Annotated in this window: 20 protein-coding genes and 1 tRNA gene; 15 read left to right on the top strand and 6 right to left on the bottom strand. The window is 67.7% G+C overall.

All coding sequences use genetic code 11. From position 1 onward, the window contains the following. The first annotated feature begins 22 nt into the window (after nt 1-22). The 6 genes from iscA (at nt 23) to IM738_RS06610 (ending at nt 4196) form a co-directional block, all read left to right on the top strand. A complete protein-coding gene (gene iscA, locus IM738_RS06585) occupies nt 23-346 on the top strand; it encodes an iron-sulfur cluster assembly protein IscA (RefSeq protein ID WP_077331348.1) in 324 nt (107 codons plus the stop codon). A 65-nt stretch (nt 347-411) separates the two neighbouring features. Further along, complete coding sequence (hscB, locus tag IM738_RS06590; RefSeq protein ID WP_236965086.1) at nt 412-930, top strand: Fe-S protein assembly co-chaperone HscB; 519 nt, start codon at nt 412-414, stop codon at nt 928-930. Nucleotides 931-983: 53 nt separating this feature from the next. Continuing rightward, entirely contained in the window at nt 984-2867 is a 1884-nt protein-coding gene (hscA, locus tag IM738_RS06595) for a Fe-S protein assembly chaperone HscA (RefSeq protein ID WP_236965087.1), read from the top strand. A gap of 25 nt (nt 2868-2892) precedes the next feature. After that, nucleotides 2893-3231, top strand: coding sequence for an ISC system 2Fe-2S type ferredoxin (gene fdx, locus IM738_RS06600; RefSeq protein ID WP_236965088.1), 339 nt, complete (start codon nt 2893-2895; stop codon nt 3229-3231). A gap of 97 nt (nt 3232-3328) precedes the next feature. Continuing rightward, on the top strand, nt 3329-4036 hold the full coding sequence (dnaQ, locus tag IM738_RS06605) for a DNA polymerase III subunit epsilon (protein WP_236965089.1): 708 nt from the start codon (nt 3329-3331) through the stop codon (nt 4034-4036). 85 nt (nt 4037-4121) lie between these two features. Continuing rightward, nucleotides 4122-4196, top strand: a tRNA-Val gene (locus IM738_RS06610). A gap of 48 nt (nt 4197-4244) precedes the next feature. Here the strand turns inward: IM738_RS06610 and IM738_RS06615 are convergent. Continuing rightward, the gene (locus tag IM738_RS06615; protein ID WP_236965090.1) at nt 4245-5135 is read right to left on the bottom strand and encodes a LysR family transcriptional regulator; all 891 of its coding nucleotides are present in this window, start codon (nt 5133-5135) and stop codon (nt 4245-4247) included. A gap of 121 nt (nt 5136-5256) precedes the next feature. On the opposite strand from IM738_RS06615, the gene IM738_RS06620 reads away from it, so the two are divergent. The 4 genes from IM738_RS06620 (at nt 5257) to IM738_RS06635 (ending at nt 8811) form a co-directional block, all read left to right on the top strand. Then, entirely contained in the window at nt 5257-6123 is an 867-nt protein-coding gene (locus IM738_RS06620) for an MBL fold metallo-hydrolase (RefSeq protein WP_236965091.1), read from the top strand. Between the two features lie 11 nt (nt 6124-6134). Beyond that, nucleotides 6135-6770, top strand: a complete 636-nt coding sequence (locus IM738_RS06625; RefSeq protein ID WP_236965092.1) for a DsbA family protein — start codon at nt 6135-6137, stop codon at nt 6768-6770. Between the two features lie 11 nt (nt 6771-6781). Then, nucleotides 6782-7039: a hypothetical protein gene (locus tag IM738_RS06630; protein ID WP_236965093.1), complete on the top strand. Its 258-nt coding sequence runs from the start codon at nt 6782-6784 to the stop codon at nt 7037-7039. 173 nt (nt 7040-7212) lie between these two features. Beyond that, nucleotides 7213-8811: an MFS transporter gene (locus IM738_RS06635; protein WP_236965094.1), complete on the top strand. Its 1599-nt coding sequence runs from the start codon at nt 7213-7215 to the stop codon at nt 8809-8811. A 15-nt stretch (nt 8812-8826) separates the two neighbouring features. On the opposite strand, the gene ccoG is transcribed toward IM738_RS06635, so the two are convergent. Both ccoG and IM738_RS06645 read right to left on the bottom strand, forming a co-directional pair. Beyond that, the gene (gene ccoG, locus IM738_RS06640) at nt 8827-10236 is read right to left on the bottom strand and encodes a cytochrome c oxidase accessory protein CcoG (protein WP_236965095.1); all 1410 of its coding nucleotides are present in this window, start codon (nt 10234-10236) and stop codon (nt 8827-8829) included. Between the two features lie 5 nt (nt 10237-10241). Further along, nucleotides 10242-10895 (bottom strand): acyl-CoA dehydrogenase family protein, encoded by a 654-nt coding sequence (locus tag IM738_RS06645; protein ID WP_236965096.1) that lies wholly within the window; start codon nt 10893-10895, stop codon nt 10242-10244. A gap of 160 nt (nt 10896-11055) precedes the next feature. On the opposite strand from IM738_RS06645, the gene IM738_RS06650 reads away from it, so the two are divergent. The 4 genes from IM738_RS06650 to IM738_RS06665 all read left to right on the top strand — a co-directional run bounded on the left by IM738_RS06650 (nt 11056) and on the right by IM738_RS06665 (nt 15034). Next, on the top strand, nt 11056-11442 hold the full coding sequence (locus IM738_RS06650) for a CidA/LrgA family protein (RefSeq protein WP_236965097.1): 387 nt from the start codon (nt 11056-11058) through the stop codon (nt 11440-11442). Then, nucleotides 11442-12134, top strand: a complete 693-nt coding sequence (locus IM738_RS06655) for an LrgB family protein (protein WP_236965098.1) — start codon at nt 11442-11444, stop codon at nt 12132-12134. The genes IM738_RS06650 and IM738_RS06655 overlap by 1 nt, the downstream gene beginning before the upstream one ends. 119 nt (nt 12135-12253) lie before the next feature. Further along, the gene (locus IM738_RS06660; protein WP_272907811.1) at nt 12254-13690 is read left to right on the top strand and encodes an aminotransferase-like domain-containing protein; all 1437 of its coding nucleotides are present in this window, start codon (nt 12254-12256) and stop codon (nt 13688-13690) included. Nucleotides 13691-13927: 237 nt separating this feature from the next. Beyond that, nucleotides 13928-15034, top strand: coding sequence for an NAD(P)/FAD-dependent oxidoreductase (locus IM738_RS06665; RefSeq protein WP_236965099.1), 1107 nt, complete (start codon nt 13928-13930; stop codon nt 15032-15034). Between the two features lie 22 nt (nt 15035-15056). On the opposite strand, the gene IM738_RS06670 is transcribed toward IM738_RS06665, so the two are convergent. Further along, nucleotides 15057-16148, bottom strand: coding sequence for a quinone-dependent dihydroorotate dehydrogenase (locus IM738_RS06670; RefSeq protein WP_236965100.1), 1092 nt, complete (start codon nt 16146-16148; stop codon nt 15057-15059). Between the two features lie 41 nt (nt 16149-16189). On the opposite strand from IM738_RS06670, the gene rpiA reads away from it, so the two are divergent. After that, nucleotides 16190-16861, top strand: coding sequence for a ribose-5-phosphate isomerase RpiA (gene rpiA, locus IM738_RS06675; protein WP_236965101.1), 672 nt, complete (start codon nt 16190-16192; stop codon nt 16859-16861). Nucleotides 16862-16876: 15 nt separating this feature from the next. On the opposite strand, the gene IM738_RS06680 is transcribed toward rpiA, so the two are convergent. Continuing rightward, the gene (locus IM738_RS06680) at nt 16877-17542 is read right to left on the bottom strand and encodes a glutaredoxin family protein (protein WP_236965102.1); all 666 of its coding nucleotides are present in this window, start codon (nt 17540-17542) and stop codon (nt 16877-16879) included. Between the two features lie 32 nt (nt 17543-17574). Further along, nucleotides 17575-19644: a M3 family metallopeptidase gene (locus IM738_RS06685; RefSeq protein ID WP_236965103.1), complete on the bottom strand. Its 2070-nt coding sequence runs from the start codon at nt 19642-19644 to the stop codon at nt 17575-17577. Nucleotides 19645-19659: the final 15 nt, after the last annotated feature.

Here is a 19659-nt window from a genome sequence, read left to right on the forward strand (position 1 = left end):
TCAAGCCCGGTCCATCGACACCATGTCCATCTCGATTTCAGAAGCTGCAGCCCGCCACGTCACCCGTTACATCGCCAAACGCGGCAAGGGTGTGGGTGTTCGCCTGGGCGTCAAGACCACCGGCTGCTCCGGTCTGGCCTACAAGCTGGAGTACGCTGACGAGATCGCGCCGGAAGACGTGGTGTTCGAGGACAACGGTGTCAAGGTGCTGGTGGACCCGAAAAGCCTGGCCTACATCGACGGCACGCAGCTGGACTTTGTGCGAGAAGGCCTCAACGAGGGCTTCCGCTTCAACAACCCCAACGAGCGCGACCGTTGTGGCTGCGGCGAGAGTTTCCGTATCTGATACTGTTGCCGGACCAACCACTTGCGGCCGCCAGTGCGTCACGTGCTGGCGGCTTTTTAACGCCCATGAACCTGCTGTCCAATGATTTTGAGATCTTCGGCGTTGCGCCCGCGTTTGCGCTGGACCGCGACGCCCTGGACGCGCGCTGGAAAGACCTGCAGCGTGAAGCCCATCCGGACCGTTTCGCTGCGGCCGACGCACAGGCCCAGCGCCAGGCCATGCAGTGGTCGGTGCGCATCAACGAGGCTTACCAGCGCCTGAAGGACCCGCTCAAGCGTGCGGCCTACCTGTGCGAACTCAACGGCGCACCGATCCAGGCCGAGAACAACACCGCCATGCCGGCCGCGTTCCTGATGCAGCAGATGCAGTGGCGCGAAGACCTGGAAGACGCCCGCGACGATGCCGCACTCGAGCGCATGGCCGACGACGTGGCTGCCGCACGCGGCCGCATGCTGCTGGATTTGCAGCAGGTGGCGGACGTGCAGCGCGACTTCCCCGCACTGGCCGGGCAGGTCAGAGCCCTTATGTTTGTAGAGCGCTTTGCCCGCGACGTTGAAAACCGGCTCGATCAGCTGGGACAATAGAAGGCTGCGCTCCGCATCCGACCGATTTCCAGCTCCACTGAAACCCCGCGCCCATGGCACTCCTGCAGATTTCCGAACCCGGCCAGTCCCTTGATCCGCACCAGCGCCGGGTGGCGGTGGGCATCGACCTGGGCACCACGCATTCGCTGGTGGCGGCGGTGCGCCATGGTGTGTCCGAATGCCTGCCGTCGGCCGATGGCCGGGTGATCTTGCCGAGTGTGGTGCGTTACCTCGATCCCGCTCAAGGCGGCGCCGGGCGGCAGATCGGCTTTGAAGCGCTGGCCGCGCAGGTCGGCGATCCGGCGAACACCGTGAGCTCCGTCAAGCGCCTGATGGGTCGCACGCGGTCTCAGGTGGTCGATGCGGACAAGCTGCCGTACTCGGTGGTGGACGACAACGGCATGGCCGTGGTCGATACCGTGGCAGGGCTCAAGACACCCATGGAAGTGAGTGCCGAGATCCTGGCCACGCTGCGTTTTCGCGCCGAAGACAGCTTTGACGACGAACTCTTCGGTGCGGTGATCACCGTGCCCGCGTACTTCGACGACGCGCAGCGCCAGGCCACCAAAGACGCGGCGCAGCTGGCCGGCATCAACGTGCTGCGGCTGATCAACGAGCCCACGGCCGCGGCCATCGCCTACGGTCTGGACAACGGTTCGGAAGGCATTTACGCGATCTACGACCTTGGTGGTGGCACTTTCGACATCTCCATCCTGCGCCTGACGCGCGGCGTGTTCGAGGTCATGGCCACCGGCGGCGATTCCGCGCTGGGCGGTGACGATTTTGACCAGGCGCTGGCGGCCTGGGTGCTGGCGCAGCTGGGCGTGGCCCATGCGCCCACCGCGTCCGAGCGCGCGGGTCTGCACGCCGAGGCCCGCCGCTGCAAGGAGGCCTTGTCCAGTGTGAAAGCAGGCGATGACGGCGTCGTGTTCGAGGCCATGGTGGCCGGCCAGGCGCTGCGCCAGACCGTGACCCCTGCCGAGTTCGAAGCCTGCACCGCCGGCCTGACCGCCCGCACCATGACCGCCTTGCGCAAGGTGCTGCGAGATGCCGGCATCGGCAAAGACGAGGTCAAAGGCGTGGTGATGGTGGGTGGCTCCACCCGCATGCCGGTGATCCGGCGCACCGTGGGCGAGTTCTTCGGCCAGGAGCCGCTGACCAACCTGAACCCCGACGAGGTGGTGGCGCTGGGCGCCGCGATCCAGGCCAACGCACTGGCCGGCAACAGCCGCGACGGTGACCTGCTGCTGCTGGATGTGATTCCGCTCTCGCTCGGCATCGAGACCATGGGCGGCCTGGTCGAACGCATCGTGCCGCGCAACAGCCCCATCCCCACCGCGCTGGCGCAAGATTTCACCACCTACCAGGACGGCCAGACCGCGCTGGCGCTGCATGTGGTGCAGGGTGAGCGCGACCTGGTGGCCGACTGCCGCAGCCTCGCGCGCTTCACGCTGCGCGGCATCCCGCCGATGGCGGCGGGCGCGGCCCGCATCCGCGTGAGCTTCACGGTCGATGCCGATGGCCTGCTGTCGGTGAGCGCGAAAGAGCAGGGCAGCGGCGTGGAAACCAGGATCGATGTCAAGCCGTCCTACGGCTTGTCGGACGAGCAGATCGCGTCGATGCTGCAAGACAGCTTCGCCACCGCACAGCAAGACATGGCCGCCCGCGCGCTGGTCGAGGCCCGGGTGGATGCCGACCGCATGATCGCCGCCACCCGCAGCGCCCTGGCCGCCGACGGGGACCTGCTGGACCCCGCCGAGCGCGAAGCCATCCATGTGCTGATGAACCAACTCGCCGAGGTCGCGACCGGCGACGAGGCTGCTGTGATCGAGGCAGCGACCACGGCCCTGGCCAAAGGCACCGAAGCGTTCGCCGCCATGCGCATGAACCGGGGCATCCAGCACGCCCTGGCCGGCAAGCGGCTGGAAGAAGTCTGAGTCGCGCCCAAGGCCCGAGAACCCCATGCCCATCATCAAAATACTGCCCCACCCCGAATACTGCCCACAAGGCACCCAGGTCAGCGCGCCCGCTGGCACCTCCATCTGCGAAGCCCTGCTGGACAATGACATCTCGATCGAGCACGCCTGCGACATGGTGTGCGCCTGCACCACCTGCCACGTGATCGTGCGCGAGGGTTACAACAGCCTCAATGAGCTCGACGAGAACGAGGAAGACATGCTCGACCGCGCCTGGGGTCTGGAGCCGCAGTCCCGCCTGTCGTGCCAGGCCATCCTGGCGCAGCAGGACGTGACGATCGAGATCCCGAAGTATTCGATCAACCACGCCAAAGAGAATCATTGACCCCCACGCTTCGCCGCTTCGCGGGTCGCTGCCCCCCGAGGGGGCTGATCCACCTTGGGGCGGCCCGGCGGTGGATCACCACTGATGCGAGAAAGCCATGAGACAAATTGTTCTGGACACGGAAACCACCGGCCTGTCGGCTGAAAACGGCGACCGCATCATTGAAATCGGCTGCGTCGAGTTGTTCAACCGCAAGCTCACCGGCAACAACCTGCATTTCTACGTCAACCCGGAGCGCGACAGCCACGAAGACGCGCTCAAGGTCCACGGCATCAGCAACGAGTTTCTGCGCGACAAGCCGAAGTTCGCCCAGATTGCGGACGAGGTGCTGGCGTACCTCAAAGATGCCGAACTCATCATCCACAACGCGCCGTTCGACATCAGCTTCCTGAACAAGGAGCTGGAGCGTTTGAAGCGCCCGCCCATGAAGGCGCACGTGGCGGGCGTGATCGACACACTGGTGATGGCCAAGGAGATGTTCCCGGGCAAGCGCAACGGCCTCGATGCCCTGTGCGACCGGCTGGAGGTGGACAACTCCGGCCGCACTTTGCACGGCGCCTTGCTGGACGCCGAGTTGCTGGCCGATGTGTACATCAACATGACGCGCGGGCAGGACGCGCTGCTGATGGACGTGGGCACCACCGAGGTGGCCGGCGAGGTGTCGGTGCAGGTGGACCTCAGTCAGGTGGTGTTGCCGGTGCTGCGGGCCAATGAGCAGGAGGTCGCTGCACACGGTGTCGCGCTGGCGGACATCGACAAGGCCTGCAAAGGAAAAACGCTCTGGCGGCAGCTCGAAACCGCATGAGTTGCACAGCGCTTCAGAAATCTGAGAAAAACAGGCTATAATCTGAGGCTTCCGAATGATCGGATCGAAAGAACACAGATCATTTGGGCGGTTAGCTCAGTGGTAGAGCACTGCCTTCACACGGCAGGGGTCGCAGGTTCGAACCCTGCACCGCCCACCAGACGGAAAACCCCGTAAGTTTCAGGACTTACGGGGTTTTTTATTGCCCCTACCAGCGCGGGGTGGCAAAGCGCTGCACCAGAAAGTCCATCAAGGCGCGCACCGCGGGCGACAAGTGCTTGCGTGAGGGGTAGAGCGCGTGGATGGCCATGTCGGGTGGTTGCCAGTCGGGCAGCACCGCCACGAGCGTGCCATCGGCCAGGTGCGGGTTGGCCAGGTAGGTCGGCTGCAGCGCCACACCGCCGCCCGCCAATGCAGCTTGCAACAAGGCGGTGGCCTCGTTGGCGCTGAGCTGGCTGCGCACGCCGACCCGGCTTTGTTCCTTCCCACGGATGAGCGTCCAGACGCTTTTGCCGAAGTTGGCAAAACTCAGGCAACGGTGGCCTTCCAGATCGGCCGGAGTGGTGGGTGTGCCATGTTCCGCCAGGTAGGCCGGAGAGGCCACCAGCACCGAAGCGCAAGGCGCCAGCACACGACCGATCAAGGCAGGGTCGGGCTCGGCGCTGATGCGGATGGCCAGGTCGATGCGCGCCTCCACCAGGTTGAGTGCACCTTCGCTGGCGTTCAGGTCGATCTTGAGCTGCGGGTGCAGCTTCAGGAAATCGGCCAGTGCGGCCGCCATCTGCGCGTAGGCGAACGAGATGCTGCAGGTGACGCGCAACTGCCCGCGCAAGGCGGTGTCTTGGCGGCTGGTTTCCTGTTCCACGTCGTCCATCAGCGCCAGCATCTGCTGGCTGCGGCGCAGGCAGGTCTCGCCCGCGTCGGTGAGCGTGACGCTGCGCGTGGTGCGCTGCAGCAGGCGGGCGCCCAGCCACTGCTCCAGCGCGCCCACATGGCGCGTGACCATGGCGCGCGACATCTCCAGTTTGTCGGCCGTGGCGCTGAAGCTGCCGCTCTCGGCCACCGCCACAAACACGCGCATGGCGGTCAAGCGGTCCATGATTTGCTCTGTTTTTGAAACATATATGGCCGGATTATGCGGTTTATCTGTTCGGATACTGAAACTACAGTTCGTTCCAGCGCTGAACAGTGCCACCTCAACCATCCAACAGGAGCCTTCCATGATCCGCACCACCGTCGTCGCCGCCTCACTGGCCATCGCCTTCACCAGTGCCCAGGCCGCACAGCCGCTGACCGTCAAGGTCTACAACGCCGCCGGCAACAGCTTCAACGTCAACTCGACCCTGGTCTATAGCGAAAAAGAGGCCATGGTGATCGATGCCGGCTTCACCCGCGCCGACGCGCTGCGCATCGCCGCCAACGTGCTCGACAGCGGCAAGCGGCTCACCACCATCTACGTGAGCCAGGCCGACCCGGACTACTACTTCGGCGTCGAAACCCTCAAGGAGATCTTCCCCCAGGCCGACGTGGTCACCACACCCGCCGTGCTGGAGAAGCTGAGCGCCAAGATGGCGGGCAAGGTGGCGTTCTGGGGCCCCAAGATGGGCGCCAACGCGCCGCGCCAACCCGTGGCACCACGCGCGCTCGTTGGCAACAGCTTGAAGCTGGAAGGCCAGACCATTGAAATCCGTGGCACGCAAGGCCTGCTGGCCCACCGTCCCTACGCCTGGATCCCGTCGATCAAGGCCGTGGTGGGCAACATCGGTGTCTTTGGCCACATGCACGTGTGGACCGCCGACACGCAAAGTGCCGCCGAGCGCGCCGCCTGGGTGGCCCAGCTCGACGAAATGGCCGCCCTCAAGCCCGAGCTGGTGGTGCCTGGTCACATGAAGGCCGGTTCCGCCGTGGACGCCAGCGCCATTGCCTTCACCAAGGACTACCTGCAGACCTTCGAGAAAAACCTGGCCGCCAGCAAGACCGGCGCCGAGCTGATCGACGCCATGAAAAAGGCCTACCCGCAGCTGACCGACGGTGCGATGTCGCTGGACATCGGCGCCAAGGTCAACAAGGGCGAGATGAAGTGGTGAGGCGATACACCATGAGCACCTCCGTCACCTACCTGTTCGATCCCCTGTGCGGCTGGTGCTACGGCGCCTCGCCGCTGGTTCAGAAGCTGGGGCAGCACAGCGGGATCAACCTGACGCTCGCCCCCACGGGTCTGTTTGCCGATGGCGGTCGGCGCATGGACGCGGCCTTTGCCGAGTTCGCCTGGTCCAACGACCAGCGCATCGCCCAGCTCACGGGCCAGCGCTTCACCGAGGCCTACCGCCAGAACGTGCTGGGTCGCCACGGCAGCTCCTTCGATTCGGCAGCGATGACGCTGGCCCTCACGGCGGTGTCGTTGACCGAGCCGCAGCGCGAACGGGACGTGCTGAAGGCTTTGCAGGAGGCACGCTATGTCGAGGGGCTGGACACCGGCAGTGTTCAGGTGGTTGGCGGTCTGTTGCGCAGCCTGTGTCTGGATGCGGCGGCCGACCGGCTGGCGGCTGCCGACGCCGATCTGATGGAGCGCCACGCGGCGCGACTGGGCCAGGCCCGTCGCCTGATGCGGACGCTGGGCGCGCAGGGTGTGCCGGCCCTGGTCGTGCACCGCGCGTCGGGCGACCGGCTGCTGGGCGGCCAAACGCTGTACGGTGATGTCGATTCACTGATCGGCCAGATCGTGGCCGGCTGAAGGAGCGAACCATGGGCGTTCTTCACACCGTGCTGGAGCATCTGCACGCCGGGCGCTGGACCGAGGCGCACAACCTGGTTCAGAGCGACGCCTCCGAGCTCGGTGCCTGGCTGCACGGCATCGTGCACATTGTGGAGGGCGACCTGGAGGACGCCGAGCACTGGTACAACCAGGCCAACCGCCCCTTTCGCAGCCGCGGTACCTTGCGTGAAGAACTGGACAGCTTGGCGCGTGAACTCGCGAACGCACCGGATGGTGCGCGCCGATGAGGATGCCGTGGGCCAGGCGGGGTGACCGGGCGCCCCTGTCGAACCTGGTCCCGCTGAACGCAAGGCCGTGCGCTCCGGACCGTGTCTGGGCGTGCCCGCTGGCGCCCGACGCCATGGGGTGATTCCCGTCGTTTCAGCGTGAAGGCGCGCGCGCCCTCTACAGTGTGGTCCCTATGCCCAGAACCGACGACGACCTGTCTCCCCTCGCGCCGCTGCGCCTGCCGGTGTTCCGCATGTTGTGGACCACCTGGCTCATGGCCAACGTGTGCATGTGGATGAGCGACGTGGCGGCGGCCTGGATGATGACCTCGCTCACCACCACGCCGCTCTGGGTCGCGCTGGTGCAGACGGCCTCCACCCTGCCGGTGTTCCTGCTGGGCCTGCCCAGCGGCGCGCTGGCCGACAGCCTGGACCGCAAGCGCTACTTCCTCGTCACGCAGTTGTGGATCGCCGTGGTGGCGTCGATCCTGAGCGTCTTCGTCTTCCTGGACGTGATGTCGCCGGCCCTGCTGCTGGCGCTGACCTTCGCCAACGGCATCGGCCTGGCCATGCGCTGGCCGGTGTTCTCGGCCATCGTGCCCGAGCTCGTGCCCCGCACCCAGCTGCCGGCGGCACTGGCGCTCAACGGGGTGTCGATGAATGCCTCGCGCATCATCGGCCCACTGGTGGCCGGCGCGCTGATCGCCAGCGCCGGCAGCGCCTGGGTGTTCCTGCTCAACGCGGTGCTCTCGCTGGTGGCCGCGGTCATCATCAGCCGCTGGAAGCGTGAGCACATACCGCACCCGCTGGGGCGCGAGCGCCTGGGCTCCGCAATGCGCGTGGGCCTGCAGTACGTGGCTCAGTCCTACCACCTCAAGGGTGTGCTGCTGCGCATCTCGATCTTCTTCTTCCACTCGACCGCGCTGATGGCGCTGCTGGCCCTGCTGGCGCGCGGCATGCAGGGCGGCGGCGCCGGCACCTTCACCCTGCTGCTGGCCGCCATGGGCGCGGGCGCCATCGCGTCCACGGCGTTCCTGCCCGGCTTGCGCCGGCGCTATCCGCGCGACGGGCTCATCCTGCGCGGCGCGGCCCTGCAGGCCGCCGCCATGGCGACCATGGCCTGGACCGACCTGGTCTGGGTGGCGGTGCCCGCGATGTTTCTGGGCGGCGCGGCCTGGATCACCACCGCCAACACGCTCAGCGTCTCGATCCAGATGGGCCTGCCCGACTGGGTGCGCGCGCGCGGCATGTCCATCTACCAGATGGCCATCATGGGCGCCAGCGCCACGGGGGCCGCGATATGGGGCCAGGTGGCCACCTGGACCAGCGTGCCGGTCAGCCTGGCCATCGCGGCCGCGACGGGGTTGCTCGCCATGTTCCTGGCCAACCGCCTGTTGCCCGACGCCGGGATGGAAGACGACCTCACGCCCAAGCGCATCTTTCCCGCACCCCAGATCCACGCGCCGCCGCCCCAGGGCCATGTGATGGTGACCATCGACTACCGCATCGACCCCGCACGTGCGGCCGACTTTCGGGAGCTGATGCTGGGCGAAGGGCGCCGCAGCCGCCTGCGCCACGGGGCCTTGTCGTGGGAGCTGCTGCACGACATCCACGAGCCCAGCCGCTTCGTCGAGGTCATCGTCGACGAGTCCTGGACCGATCACCTGCGCCGCTTTGACCGCGTCACCGCCGCCGACGTGGCGCTGCGCGACCGCAAGCTGGCCTTCCACCTGGGCGAGGAGCCGCCTCGCGTCACCCGCAGCCTGATGGAAACGACGGTGAAGACCCCCTGAATCCCGCCCGGTACCCTATCGCGGCACGATGAAGGTCGAGGGCTCCCGGACGGGCGGGAGCGACGGGTGCCCGGGATCGGTCACCTCGAAGTGGATGTCGATGATCTCGCCCGCCTTCGTGGCCGCGACCGCCTGGGGCATGTGGGCCGTCACCGTGATGGTGTGGGCCTGGGCGGGTGGCAACACCACCGTGGATGGGCCGAGCAGGTTCACCCCGCTGGACGGTTCAATGGCCACGTTCAGCGACCGCGCGCGGTCCGATGCGTTCATCAGCTGCAGGGTGTACACGTTCTCCACCGCGCCCTGGTCCACCGTGCGCGCCATCACGCTGCGGTCGCGAACGACGTTGAGCCGCACCTCGGCGCGGGTCAGGAAGGCGGTGGTCATGGCGGCCATGGCGATCAGGAGCAGCGAGCCATAGACCACGACGCGGGGTCGCCAGAACCGATTCAAGGACCGCCCGGGCTTTGAGGTGTCGCCACCCAGCTCCAGCAGCGAGGCCATGCGGATCAGGCCCCGGGGCGCCTCGATCTTGTCCATCACCTGGTTGCATGCGTCGATGCACAGTCCACAACCGATGCAGGCCGCCTGCAGGCCGTCCCGGATGTCAATGCCGGTCGGGCAGACCTGGACGCAGAGCGTGCAGTCGATGCAGTGCCCGGCGGACTTGGCGCGGGTGTCGCTGTCCGCGCCGGCCCGGCGCGGCTCGCCCCGGCGGTGGTCGTAGGCCACGTTCAGCGTGCGTGGGTCCATCAACGAGCCCTGGAAGCGGCCGTAGGGGCACATGTGCAGGCACACGCTCTCGCGCAGGAAGCCCGCATTGCCGTAGGTGGCCAGGCCGTAGAAGCCGATCCAGAAACCTTCCCAGGGGCCGAGTTGACCGGGCACGGCCAGGGCCAGTTCGCGGATGGGCGTGAAGTAGCCCACCAGCGTGAAGCCGGTCCACAGGGCCAGCAGCGCCCAGGCCAGGTGTTTGCCGCCGCGCCGCAGCAGTTTCTGCGCGTTCCAGGGGCCGCGGTCCAGCCGCAGGCGGGCCTGGCGGTCGCCCTCCGTGCGGCGCTCGATCCACTGGAACAGCCCGGTGTACACCGTCTGCGGGCAGGCGAAGCCGCACCACACGCGACCGGCCACCGTGGTGGCAAAAAACAGCAGCAGGGCGCTGATCACCAGCAGGCCGGCGAGGTAGATCAGGTCCTGCGGGTAGAGCACCGCGCTGAACAGGAAGAAGCGGCCGGCCTCCAGGTCGAACAGCACGGCCTGGCGGCCGTGCACCGTCAGCCAGGGCAGGCCGTAGTAGACCAGCTGCGTGATCCAGACCATGGCCCAGCGCCAGCGGGTGAACACGCCCGTGATCGAGCGCACCTGGATCTTGTCTTCGGCGGGCCGGTGGTTGACCGGGACGATGGGGATGGTGCGGGAGGTCATGGTGTTCAGGTGTTCAGGGCAGGGGGGCGGGGCCGGCAGGGCGCCAGGGCCTCGGCCACCGGGGCCAGCTGCTGGGCCATGTGTTGCTCGCCCAGCCACTCGTCTTCGCGGAAGAAGACGCGGTTCAGGTGGAGCGAAGCGTGGGCATGCCCGGGGGCGGCGGGGTGAACGGACAGACCGTCTTCCTCGCTGCGCAGCAGCACCCAGCCCGCGTTGCCGTCGCCCAGGCGCACCGGGGCGACCAGTGAAGAACCTTCCCAGGGCAGGTTGGGCACCCCATGAAAAACGCCGCTCAGCAGCCAGCCCCGGCCCGTGTCTTCGGCGGTCAGTTCCTTGCCGCCCGGGGCCAGCGTGGCCGCCCGGTCGCCGTTCAGAAAATCGGGTAGCCAGAATTCCCGCAGCCCCACGTTGGCGGTCTGCACCAGCGCCTCGATGGCCAGGCGCTGCGCCCACAGGACCGCTGCGGCGGCTGGGTCCTGCCGTTGCAGAAGCCCGGCGGCATGCGCCAGATCGTCGAGGCCGCCGCCGTTGCCGCCGAGATCGCGGGGCACCGCACAGCGCAGCAGGCCGGAGTCCACCACCCGCTGCAGGGGAGAGCGTGAGGCCTGAAGCGCGTTCACAACGGGAGCGGTGCCAAGGAGTCCGGTGTCGGTGAGCATGGCCATGATGGTCGCTGGTGATCATCTGGTTGCAAAGATTCAGTTGAAATGAAATCAGACCGGATCAGATGGTGCTGTTTTTCGCATCTGATCCGCTGTTTCCGGAAAAAGAGCCGTTTCTGAGCCGGGTCGCCATCAGCGGCGCGGAGATACTCGTTCCATGTCTGATTCACACACTCGCCGGTGGCCCCGGCCCGCCAAAGCCCTGCTGGCCATGGCGGGCCTGGTGGTGCTGCAGTTCCTTGGTGACGTCCTGGTGGCGCGAACCGGCTGGCCGGTGCCCGGTTCGCTGGTGGGCTTGCTGCTGCTCCTGACGGGGCTGGCGCTGCGGGGCCGCGTGCCCCAGGCGCTGGACGACGTGAGCGCGCCGCTGCTGCGGCATCTGATGCTGCTGCTCATCCCGTCGGTGGCGGCGGTGGGCCTGTACGCCGGCCTGCTGGCGCAACACGCGGTGGCGTTCCTGCTGGTGTCCGTGGGGGTCACGGCCCTGACCATCGTGGTCACCGCCTGGACCCTGCAGCGGCTTCTGAAGCGGGCGCCCCGTTGATGCTCTGGTCAGCGATCACGCTGGCGGCCTACCTGGCCGCGCTGTGGCTGTACCGGCGCAGCGGCCACCACCTGCTCTGCCTGCCCGTGCTCACCGGCACGGGCCTGGTGCTCGCCGCGCTGGCGCTGGCCGGCACCAGCTACCCGGTGTACGCCGAGGCCACCCGCGTGCTGCGCTGGTTGGCGGGGCCGGCCGTCATCGCCCTGGCCGTGCCCTTGTACCGGCAGGCCGCCTTGCTGCGGCGGCTGGCCGTGCCCTTGCTGGCCGCGCTGGCGGTGGGTTGTCTGGTGTCGGTGCTGGGCACCGTGGCGCTGTGCGTCCTTCTGGGCACGCCGATGTCGTTCGCCCTGTCGCTGGCGCCCAAGGCCGCGACCATGCCCATGGCCTTGCTGGCGGCCGAGCGCGCGGGCGGTGTGCCCGCGGTGACGGCGATGGCCGTGGTGGCCACCGGCGTGCTGGGCCCCTTGCTGGCGGGGCCGCTGCTGCGCTGGCTGCGGGTGGGGGAAGGGCCAGGGGGCGGCGCGGACGGCGAGGTCGTGCGCAGCTTCACGCTCGGCCTGGTGGCGCACGCCATCGGCGTCGCGCGGGTGTTGCAGACGCACCCCAGCAGCGTGGCCTTCGCGGCACTGGCCATGGGCTTGAACGGCGTGGCCACCGCGCTGGTGCTGGCCGTGTTGTCGCGCTGGCTGTGACGACACCGCGGCGGGACCAGCTGCCGGCAGACGCACCGCTGGCATCCGTTGGACCATCGGGTTTGCCGTCCACCGCCTGCACTGCAACAATCTCGGGAAACTGGACCTGGGAAGATCAGATGAGCGGCACCCGCCTGACCCGATACCAACAGCTGGCCGAAGACATGGCCGACGCCATCCGCGCTGGCCTGCTGCGGCCGGGCGAACGCCTGCCCTCGGTGCGGGTCACCTGCGAGCAGCGGCGCGTGAGCCCGTCCACCGTGTTCCAGGCCTACGGCCACCTGGAGTCGCTGGGGCTGATCGAGGCGCGCGCCCGTTCAGGCTACTTCGTGCGCGCCACGCGCCGCCCGCTGCGCGCCGGCCCCGAGCCGGCGCCCCCACGCAGCGAGGCCACGCCGGTGGCCATCAGCGAGCTGGTGTTCGACCTGCTGGGCACCACCCGCGACGCCGACGTGGTGCCGCTGGGCTCGGCGTTTCCGGCCCCGCACCTGTTCCCGTTCGATGAACTCGCGCGCAGCGGCGCGCGCGCCATGCGACGCCTCAAGGCGAGCCAGATCACCGGCGCGCTGACCGCGGGCGACGAAGGCCTGCGCCTGGCGCTGCGCAAACGCTACGCGCTGCAAGGCGTGCCGCTGGCCGACAACGAACTCATCATCACCAACGGCGCCATGGAGGCGCTCAACCTGTGCCTGCAGGCGGTCACGAAGCCGGGCGATGTGGTGGTGGTGGAGTCGCCCACGTTTTACGCCGCGCTGCAGGCGCTCGAACGCCTGCACCTGAAGGCGGTGGAGGTGGCGACCGACCCGAAGGAGGGCGTGGACCTGGCCGCGCTGGGCGAGCTGCTGGCGCGGCAGAAGGTGGCCGCCTGCTGGTTCATGCCCAGCTTCCAGAACCCGCTGGGGGCGCTGATGCCGGTGGCTCGGCGCCAGGCTCTGGTGGCGCTGCTGGCGCAGCACGGCGTGCCGCTGATCGAGGACGACGTGTACGGCGAACTGCACGCCGGCGTGCGCCGCCCGCCGCCGGCCAAGGCCTTCGACCAGCAGGGCGGGGTGCTGCACTGTTCGTCGTTCTCCAAATGTCTGGCGCCGGGTTACCGCGTCGGCTGGGCCGCCGCCGGGCGCTACGCACCGCAGGTGGAGCGGCTGAAGATGATGACCTCGCTGGCCACGGCCATTCCGCCGCAGCTGGCGGTGGCGGACTACCTGGCCCAGGGCGGCTACGACCGGCACCTGCGCCGCCTGCGCGAGGCCCTGGCCACGCAGCAGGCGCACGCGCTGAAGCTGGTGGAGCGGCACTTCCCGGCCGGCACCCGCGTCACGCGGCCCGAAGGGGGCTACTTCATCTGGGTCGAGCTGCCGCCCGAGGTGGACGCGCTGGCGCTGCACCAGCGGGCCAGGGCCTGCGCCATCAGCACCGCGCCAGGCGTGCTGTTCTCGGCCGACCACCGATTCACCCATCATTTGCGGCTGAACGTGGGGCACCCGGGGGATGCGCGGTTTGACGGGGCGATCAGGACGCTGGGGCGGCTGGCGTCGGACCTGCAGTCGGGGCGCTGAGGCGCCAGACACGGGATCAAAGTCGCCCGTGGCGCACTGGCTGCCAGGGATTGGCCGTGGGCTTGACGCGTGCCCTGTTCTGGGGACTCCGTGCAGGCTGGTTCGGCGGGTCAACGACTTGCCCAGAACGGACAGGATGACCCTGCCCGCAGGTGCTGCGGCACACTACGCCAGTTTCGGACCCGAGGCCAAAACTGACGGGCGTGTCAGCCGGGCTGCGGTCCAGAGGAGCATGGCATGGAACGGGTGGACGCGGTGGTGATCGGCGCGGGCGTGGTGGGGCTGGCGGTGGCGCGTGCCCTGGCCCTGGCGGGCCGGGAGGTCATGGTGCTGGAGCGCGAGGGTGCCATCGGGTCTGGGACCAGCTCCCGCAACAGCGAGGTGGTGCACGCGGGCATCTACTACCCCGCCGGCTCCCTCAAGGCCCAGCTGTGCGTGGAAGGGCGTGACCGGCTGTACGCCTACTGTGGCGAGCGCGCCATCGCCCACCGCCGTTGCGGCAAGCTCATCGTGGCCCACACACCGTCCCAGGTGGCGGCCCTGCCGGCTCTGTTGGACAAGGCCCGGGCCAATGGGGTGCACGATTTGCGGTGCCTGAGCCGCGACGAGGCGAGGGCGCTGGAGGCGCAGCTCGACTGCGAGGCTGCCGTGCTCTCGCCATCGACCGGCATCGTCGACAGCCACGGCCTGATGCTCGGTCTGCAGGGCGATCTGGAGCACGCGGGAGGCCTGGTGGCCTGCCACACCGAGGTGAAGTCCGTTCAGGCCCATGCCGACGGGCTGGACGTCGCCACCCTGGATGGCACGGTGCTGCGCGCCCGCAGCGTGGTCAACGCGGCCGGTCTTCAGGCCTGTGACCTTGCCCGTCGCACGCGGGGGCTGGACCCGGCCCAGGTGCCGAAGCCCTGGTATGCCAAGGGCAGCTATTTCACCTTGAGCGGTCGCTCGCCGTTTGAGCACCTGATCTACCCCGCCCCCGAGCCCGACAGGCACCTGGCGGGGCTGGGCGTGCACCTCACGATCGATCTGGGCGGCCAGGCGAAATTCGGCCCCGATGTGCAGTGGACCGACGATCCGGACGATCTGGTGGTGGACCCGGCGCGTGGCGCGTCGTTCTACGCCGAAGTGCGCCGCTACTGGCCCGGCTTGCCCGACGGCGCCTTGTTACCCGGTTACGCCGGCATGCGCCCCAAGATCAGCGGACCCGGCGAGCCGGCCGCCGATTTCCGGATCGACGGGCCCAGGCGACACGGCGTGGCCGGGCTTGTGAACCTGTTCGGCATCGAGTCGCCCGGGCTGACCGGTTGCCTGGCGATCGGCGAGCGCGTGGCGTCGCTGCTCTGAAGGGCTGTGATGCCGGTGGCGTTCAGGCCGCTTCGGCGCGGGCGTTCTTGATCGCCTGCGCCGACGCCCACACCAGCGACGGCCCCTTGTAGATGAGGCCGGTGTAGATCTGGACCAGGTTGGCGCCCGACTGGATCTTGCTCAATGCATTCTGGGCGCTCATCACGCCACCCACGCCGATGATGGGGAAGTCCTTGCCCAGGCAGGCGCGCAGCTGGCGGATCACCCGGTTGCTGGCTTCCAGCACCGGTGACCCCGAGAGACCACCGGCTTCTTCCGCGTGGGGCAGCCCCTTGACGGCGTCGCGGCTCAGCGTGGTGTTGGTGGCGATCACGCCCCACGAGTTGTTGACCCCACCGCGGCTGTCGGCGCCGTAACGCATCAGGGTGCCTGCAATGACCTCCACCTGGGTCTCGTCGAGGTCGGGGGCGATCTTGAGGAAGACGGGGATGCGCCGCCCCGTCTGCTGGGCCAGCTGCTCGCGCCGCTCCGAGACCGCGCCGAGCAGGGCGTCCAGCGCCTCGTCGCTTTGCAGGCTGCGCAGGTTCTTGGTGTTGGGGCTGGAGATGTTGACCGTCACGTAGTCGGCGTGCGGGTACACGCCGCTCAGGCAGGTGAGGTAGTCCTCGGTCGCCCGTTCGATCGGCGTGGCGGCGTTCTTGCCGATGTTCAGTCCGAGCAGCATCGGGCTCACACCGCCCTGATCGCGGAACCGGGCCCGCTGCACATTGGCAATGAACGCGGCGAGGCCCTCGTTGTTGAAACCCAGGCGGTTGATCAGGGCGTTGGCCTTGGGCAAGCGAAACATGCGCGGCTTGGGATTGCCCGGCTGCGCCAGCGGGGTGACCGTGCCGACCTCGACGAAACCGAAGCCCATGGCGGCCAGGCCGTCGATGCAGCGGGCGTTCTTGTCGAGACCGGCCGCCAGGCCGACGCGGTTGGGGAACTGCAGGCCGGCGAGCGTGAACGGATCGTTCACGCGGGGCTCGCTGTACAGGCAGGTCAGTGGGGAATGCTGCAGTGTTGCCAGGCTGCCCAGCGTGAGCTCGTGGGCAGCTTCGGGATCGAGGCCGAACAGGAAGGGGCGGGCGACGGCGTAGGGCAGAAGTGACATTGGATAATCGTGGGATTCTTTGTTACCGCTGATTGTCTCAAATGACCCAAGACGAACTCAAAGCCCTGGTCGGGCAGGCCGCCCTCCAGTACGTGATCCCCGGCGAGGTGGTGGGGGTGGGCACTGGCTCCACCGTCAACAAGTTCATCGACGCGCTGGCGTCGCTGAAAGACCAGATTCCGGGTGCCGTGTCCAGCTCAGAGGCCTCAACAGCCCGCATGCGCGCCCTGGGCATCCCGGTACTGAACGCCAGCGAGGTCACGGAGCTTTCGGTGTACATCGATGGCGCCGACGAGATCGACGCGCGGGGCTTCATGGTCAAGGGCGGTGGTGCGGCACTGACCCGTGAAAAGATCGTCGCAGCCATGTCCAGGCGCTTCGTCTGCATTGCCGACGAGTCCAAGATGGTGCCGGTGCTGGGTGCCTTTCCGCTGCCGGTGGAGGTGATTCCGATGGCCGCGGCCCGTCTGATGCGGCAATTTCAGCAAATGGGCGGCAAGGCGCACGTGCGGTTGAAAGACGGCCAACCGCTGGTGACCGACAACGGCCAGCACATCCTGGATGTCACGGGCCTGCAGATCACCGACCCGCTGGGGTTTGAAAGCCAGGTCAACCAGTGGCCCGGCGTGGTCACGGTGGGCGTGTTTGCCCACCAGAAGGCCGATGTCTGTCTGCTCGGCACGCCCGGTGGCGTCAAGACCCTGAGCTTCTGACACCTGCCCCAGGGTTCAGAAGCGGATGCCGCCCGAGCCTTCCACGGTAGGCGCTGCGGGCGTGTCCGCCGGTGGTGCCGCCGAGCGCCTTCTCTCTGCCGCCGTCTCGCTGGGTGCTGCTGCAGGCAGGGGCTTGGCCTCCACCAGGGCCGTGGCCGCGGGGCGCCGGTAGCTGGCGGGCAGCACCGACTGCTTGGGATACCCGGCCGCGTCCAGGTACTGGTTCCACTCCGATTCGGAATAGCCCTTGATCTGTTGACTGCCGATCGTGAGCAGGGGCAGGCTGTTGGTGTTGCTCAATCGCTTGAATGCAGCGCCGTCGTCCGCGGAGTTCACAGTTTTTTCCGTGTAGGGGATGCCGCGCGCGTTCAGCATGTTCCGACCGTTGTTGCAGGGGGTGCAGTCGCTGCCGGTGTACAGGGTGACCGGGTACCGGCCGGCCGCCTGGCGCAGTTCTGGCGGCAGGGGAGCGCTCCCGCTGGCGCCAGCCGACACGCCAGCCACCGGCCTGGCGTTGGCGCTGGGCGGTGGGGGCTGGTCGGAGTAGCTCACCCGACCGTCGGGTCCGACGATGCGGTAGACACCCTGGGCCATGGCCCAGGGTGCGGCCAGTGTTCCCAGTAACAAGGCCGCTGCCACGATGCCAGCGGGTTTTGGGGCCCGAATCGCGATGTGCTTCATGTCATCTCCTGTCAACCATTTCAAAGGGCGCTTCATGCCATGCCCTGGTGACGCAACAAGGCGTCGATGCCCGGCTCACGGCCGCGAAAAGCCTTGAACGACTCCATGGCGGGACGGCTGCCGCCCGCTTCCAGAATGGCCTCACGGTACCGGCGACCGGTGGCGACGTCCAGCGTGCTGTGACCGCCGGCTTTCGCGGCTTCCTCGAAGGCCGCGTAAGCGTCTGCCGACAGCACCTCGGCCCACTTGTAGCTGTAATAACCGGCGGAGTAGCCGCCCGCAAAGATGTGGCTGAAAGTGTGGGGCGTGCGGCTGTAGGCCGGTGGCTGCAGCACCGCGACTTCGTCGCGCACCTGCTGCTGCAGCGCGAGGATGGCCTCGCCGCTGTCGGCGGGCGGGGTCTGGCTGTGCAGCAGCATGTCGAACAAAGAGAACTCCACCTGGCGAAGCGTCTGCAGGCCGCTCTGGTAGTTCTTGGCGGCGAGCATCTTGTCGAACAGCACACGGGGCAGCGGCTCGCCGGTGTCCACATGGGCGGTCATGTGCTTGAGCACGTCCCATTCCCAGCAGAAGTTTTCCATGAACTGGCTGGGCAGTTCGACAGCGTCCCATTCCACACCACTGATGCCCGATACGTCACGCTCGTTCACCTGCGTCAGCAGGTGGTGCAGGCCGTGACCAAATTCGTGGAAGAGGGTGATCACGTCGTCGTGCGTGAGCAGCGGTGGCTTGCCGTTCACGCCTTCGGCGAAGTTGCAGACCAGGTGCGCCACCGGGGTTTGCAGTGCGCCGGTGTCCGGTCGCAGCCAGCGGGCGCGCACGTCGTCCATCCAGGCGCCGCCGCGCTTTCCGGTGCGCGCGGCCGGATCCAGGTAGAACTGGCCCACCAACTGCGTTCCCGCGGAGGTGTTGCGCTCGATGCGGTAGAACTCGACGCCAGGGTTCCACACCGGCGCCGTGTCGCGGCGGATCGCCACCTCGAACAGGGTTTCAACGATCTGGAACAGGCCAGCCAGCACCTTGGGCGCGGTGAAGTAGGGTTTGACTTCCTGCTCGCTGAAGGCGTAACGCGCTTCCTTGAGCTTTTCGCCGATGTAGGGCCAGTCCCAGGCTTGTGGATCGTTCAGCCCCAATTCGGTGCTGGCGAAAACGCGCAGATCGGCCAGGTCTTGCTCGGCGTAGGGGCGGGCTTTGTGGCCCAGATCGCGGAGGAAGCTGACCACCTGTTCGGGCGATTGGGCCATCTTGGGCACCAGCGACACATCCGCATAGTGACGATGGCCCAGGAGCAGAGCCTCTTCGTGACGCAGCGCCAACAGCTCGGCCATGATGGCCGCGTTGTCGAAGCGCTGGGCATCGTCGGGCGCCTGGTCGCTGGCGCGTGTGACATACGCCCGGTAGAGTTTTTCACGCAATCCGCTGCTGTGGGCAAACTGCATCACCGGCAGATAGCAGGGCATTTTGAGGGTCAGCTTGTGACCCGCCTGACCATCGGCCAGCGCCGCGGCCGAGGTGGCCTGCAGCACATCGGGAGGAACACCCGCCATCTCTTCGGCGGGGACCACGAGGCTGAAGGCATCGGTGGCGTCCAGCGCGTTTTCACTGAACTTCTGCCCCAGTTCGGCCTGGCGCTCCTGCAGCCAGGCAAAGCGCTCCCGGGCCTCGCCCTGGAGCTCAGCGCCACCGAGCACGAAGCTGCGCATGGCGTTGCGGTGGGCCTGGGCCTGCTCGGCGTTCAGGCGGGTCAGGTCCATCGACCGGTATTTGTTGAACAGCCGCTCGTCCGAGCCCAGGCGGGTCCAGAACTCCGTGACACGCGGCAGCGCCTCGTTGTAGGCCGCACGCAACGCGGGCGTGTCGGCCACGCTGTTGAGGTGCCCGACCGATCCCCAGGCCCGCGAGAGTCGTTCCGTTGCAACGTCCAACACCCGAGAGATCGCCGTCCAGTCGCTGGGGAAGTCGTCGGCCGTGACGGTTTCAAGCGCGGCGTTGGCTTCCTTCAGCAGTGCATCGACCGCGGGTGCCACGTGATCGGGCGCAATGGCATCAAAAAGCGGCAGACCCGAGAAGTCCAGCAAAGGGTTGTCAACGGAAATGTTCATGCGGTCTCAGTAGGG

This window comes from Hydrogenophaga sp. SL48 (genome assembly GCF_021729865.1).
Taxonomy (GTDB): Bacteria; Pseudomonadota; Gammaproteobacteria; order Burkholderiales; family Burkholderiaceae_C; genus Hydrogenophaga.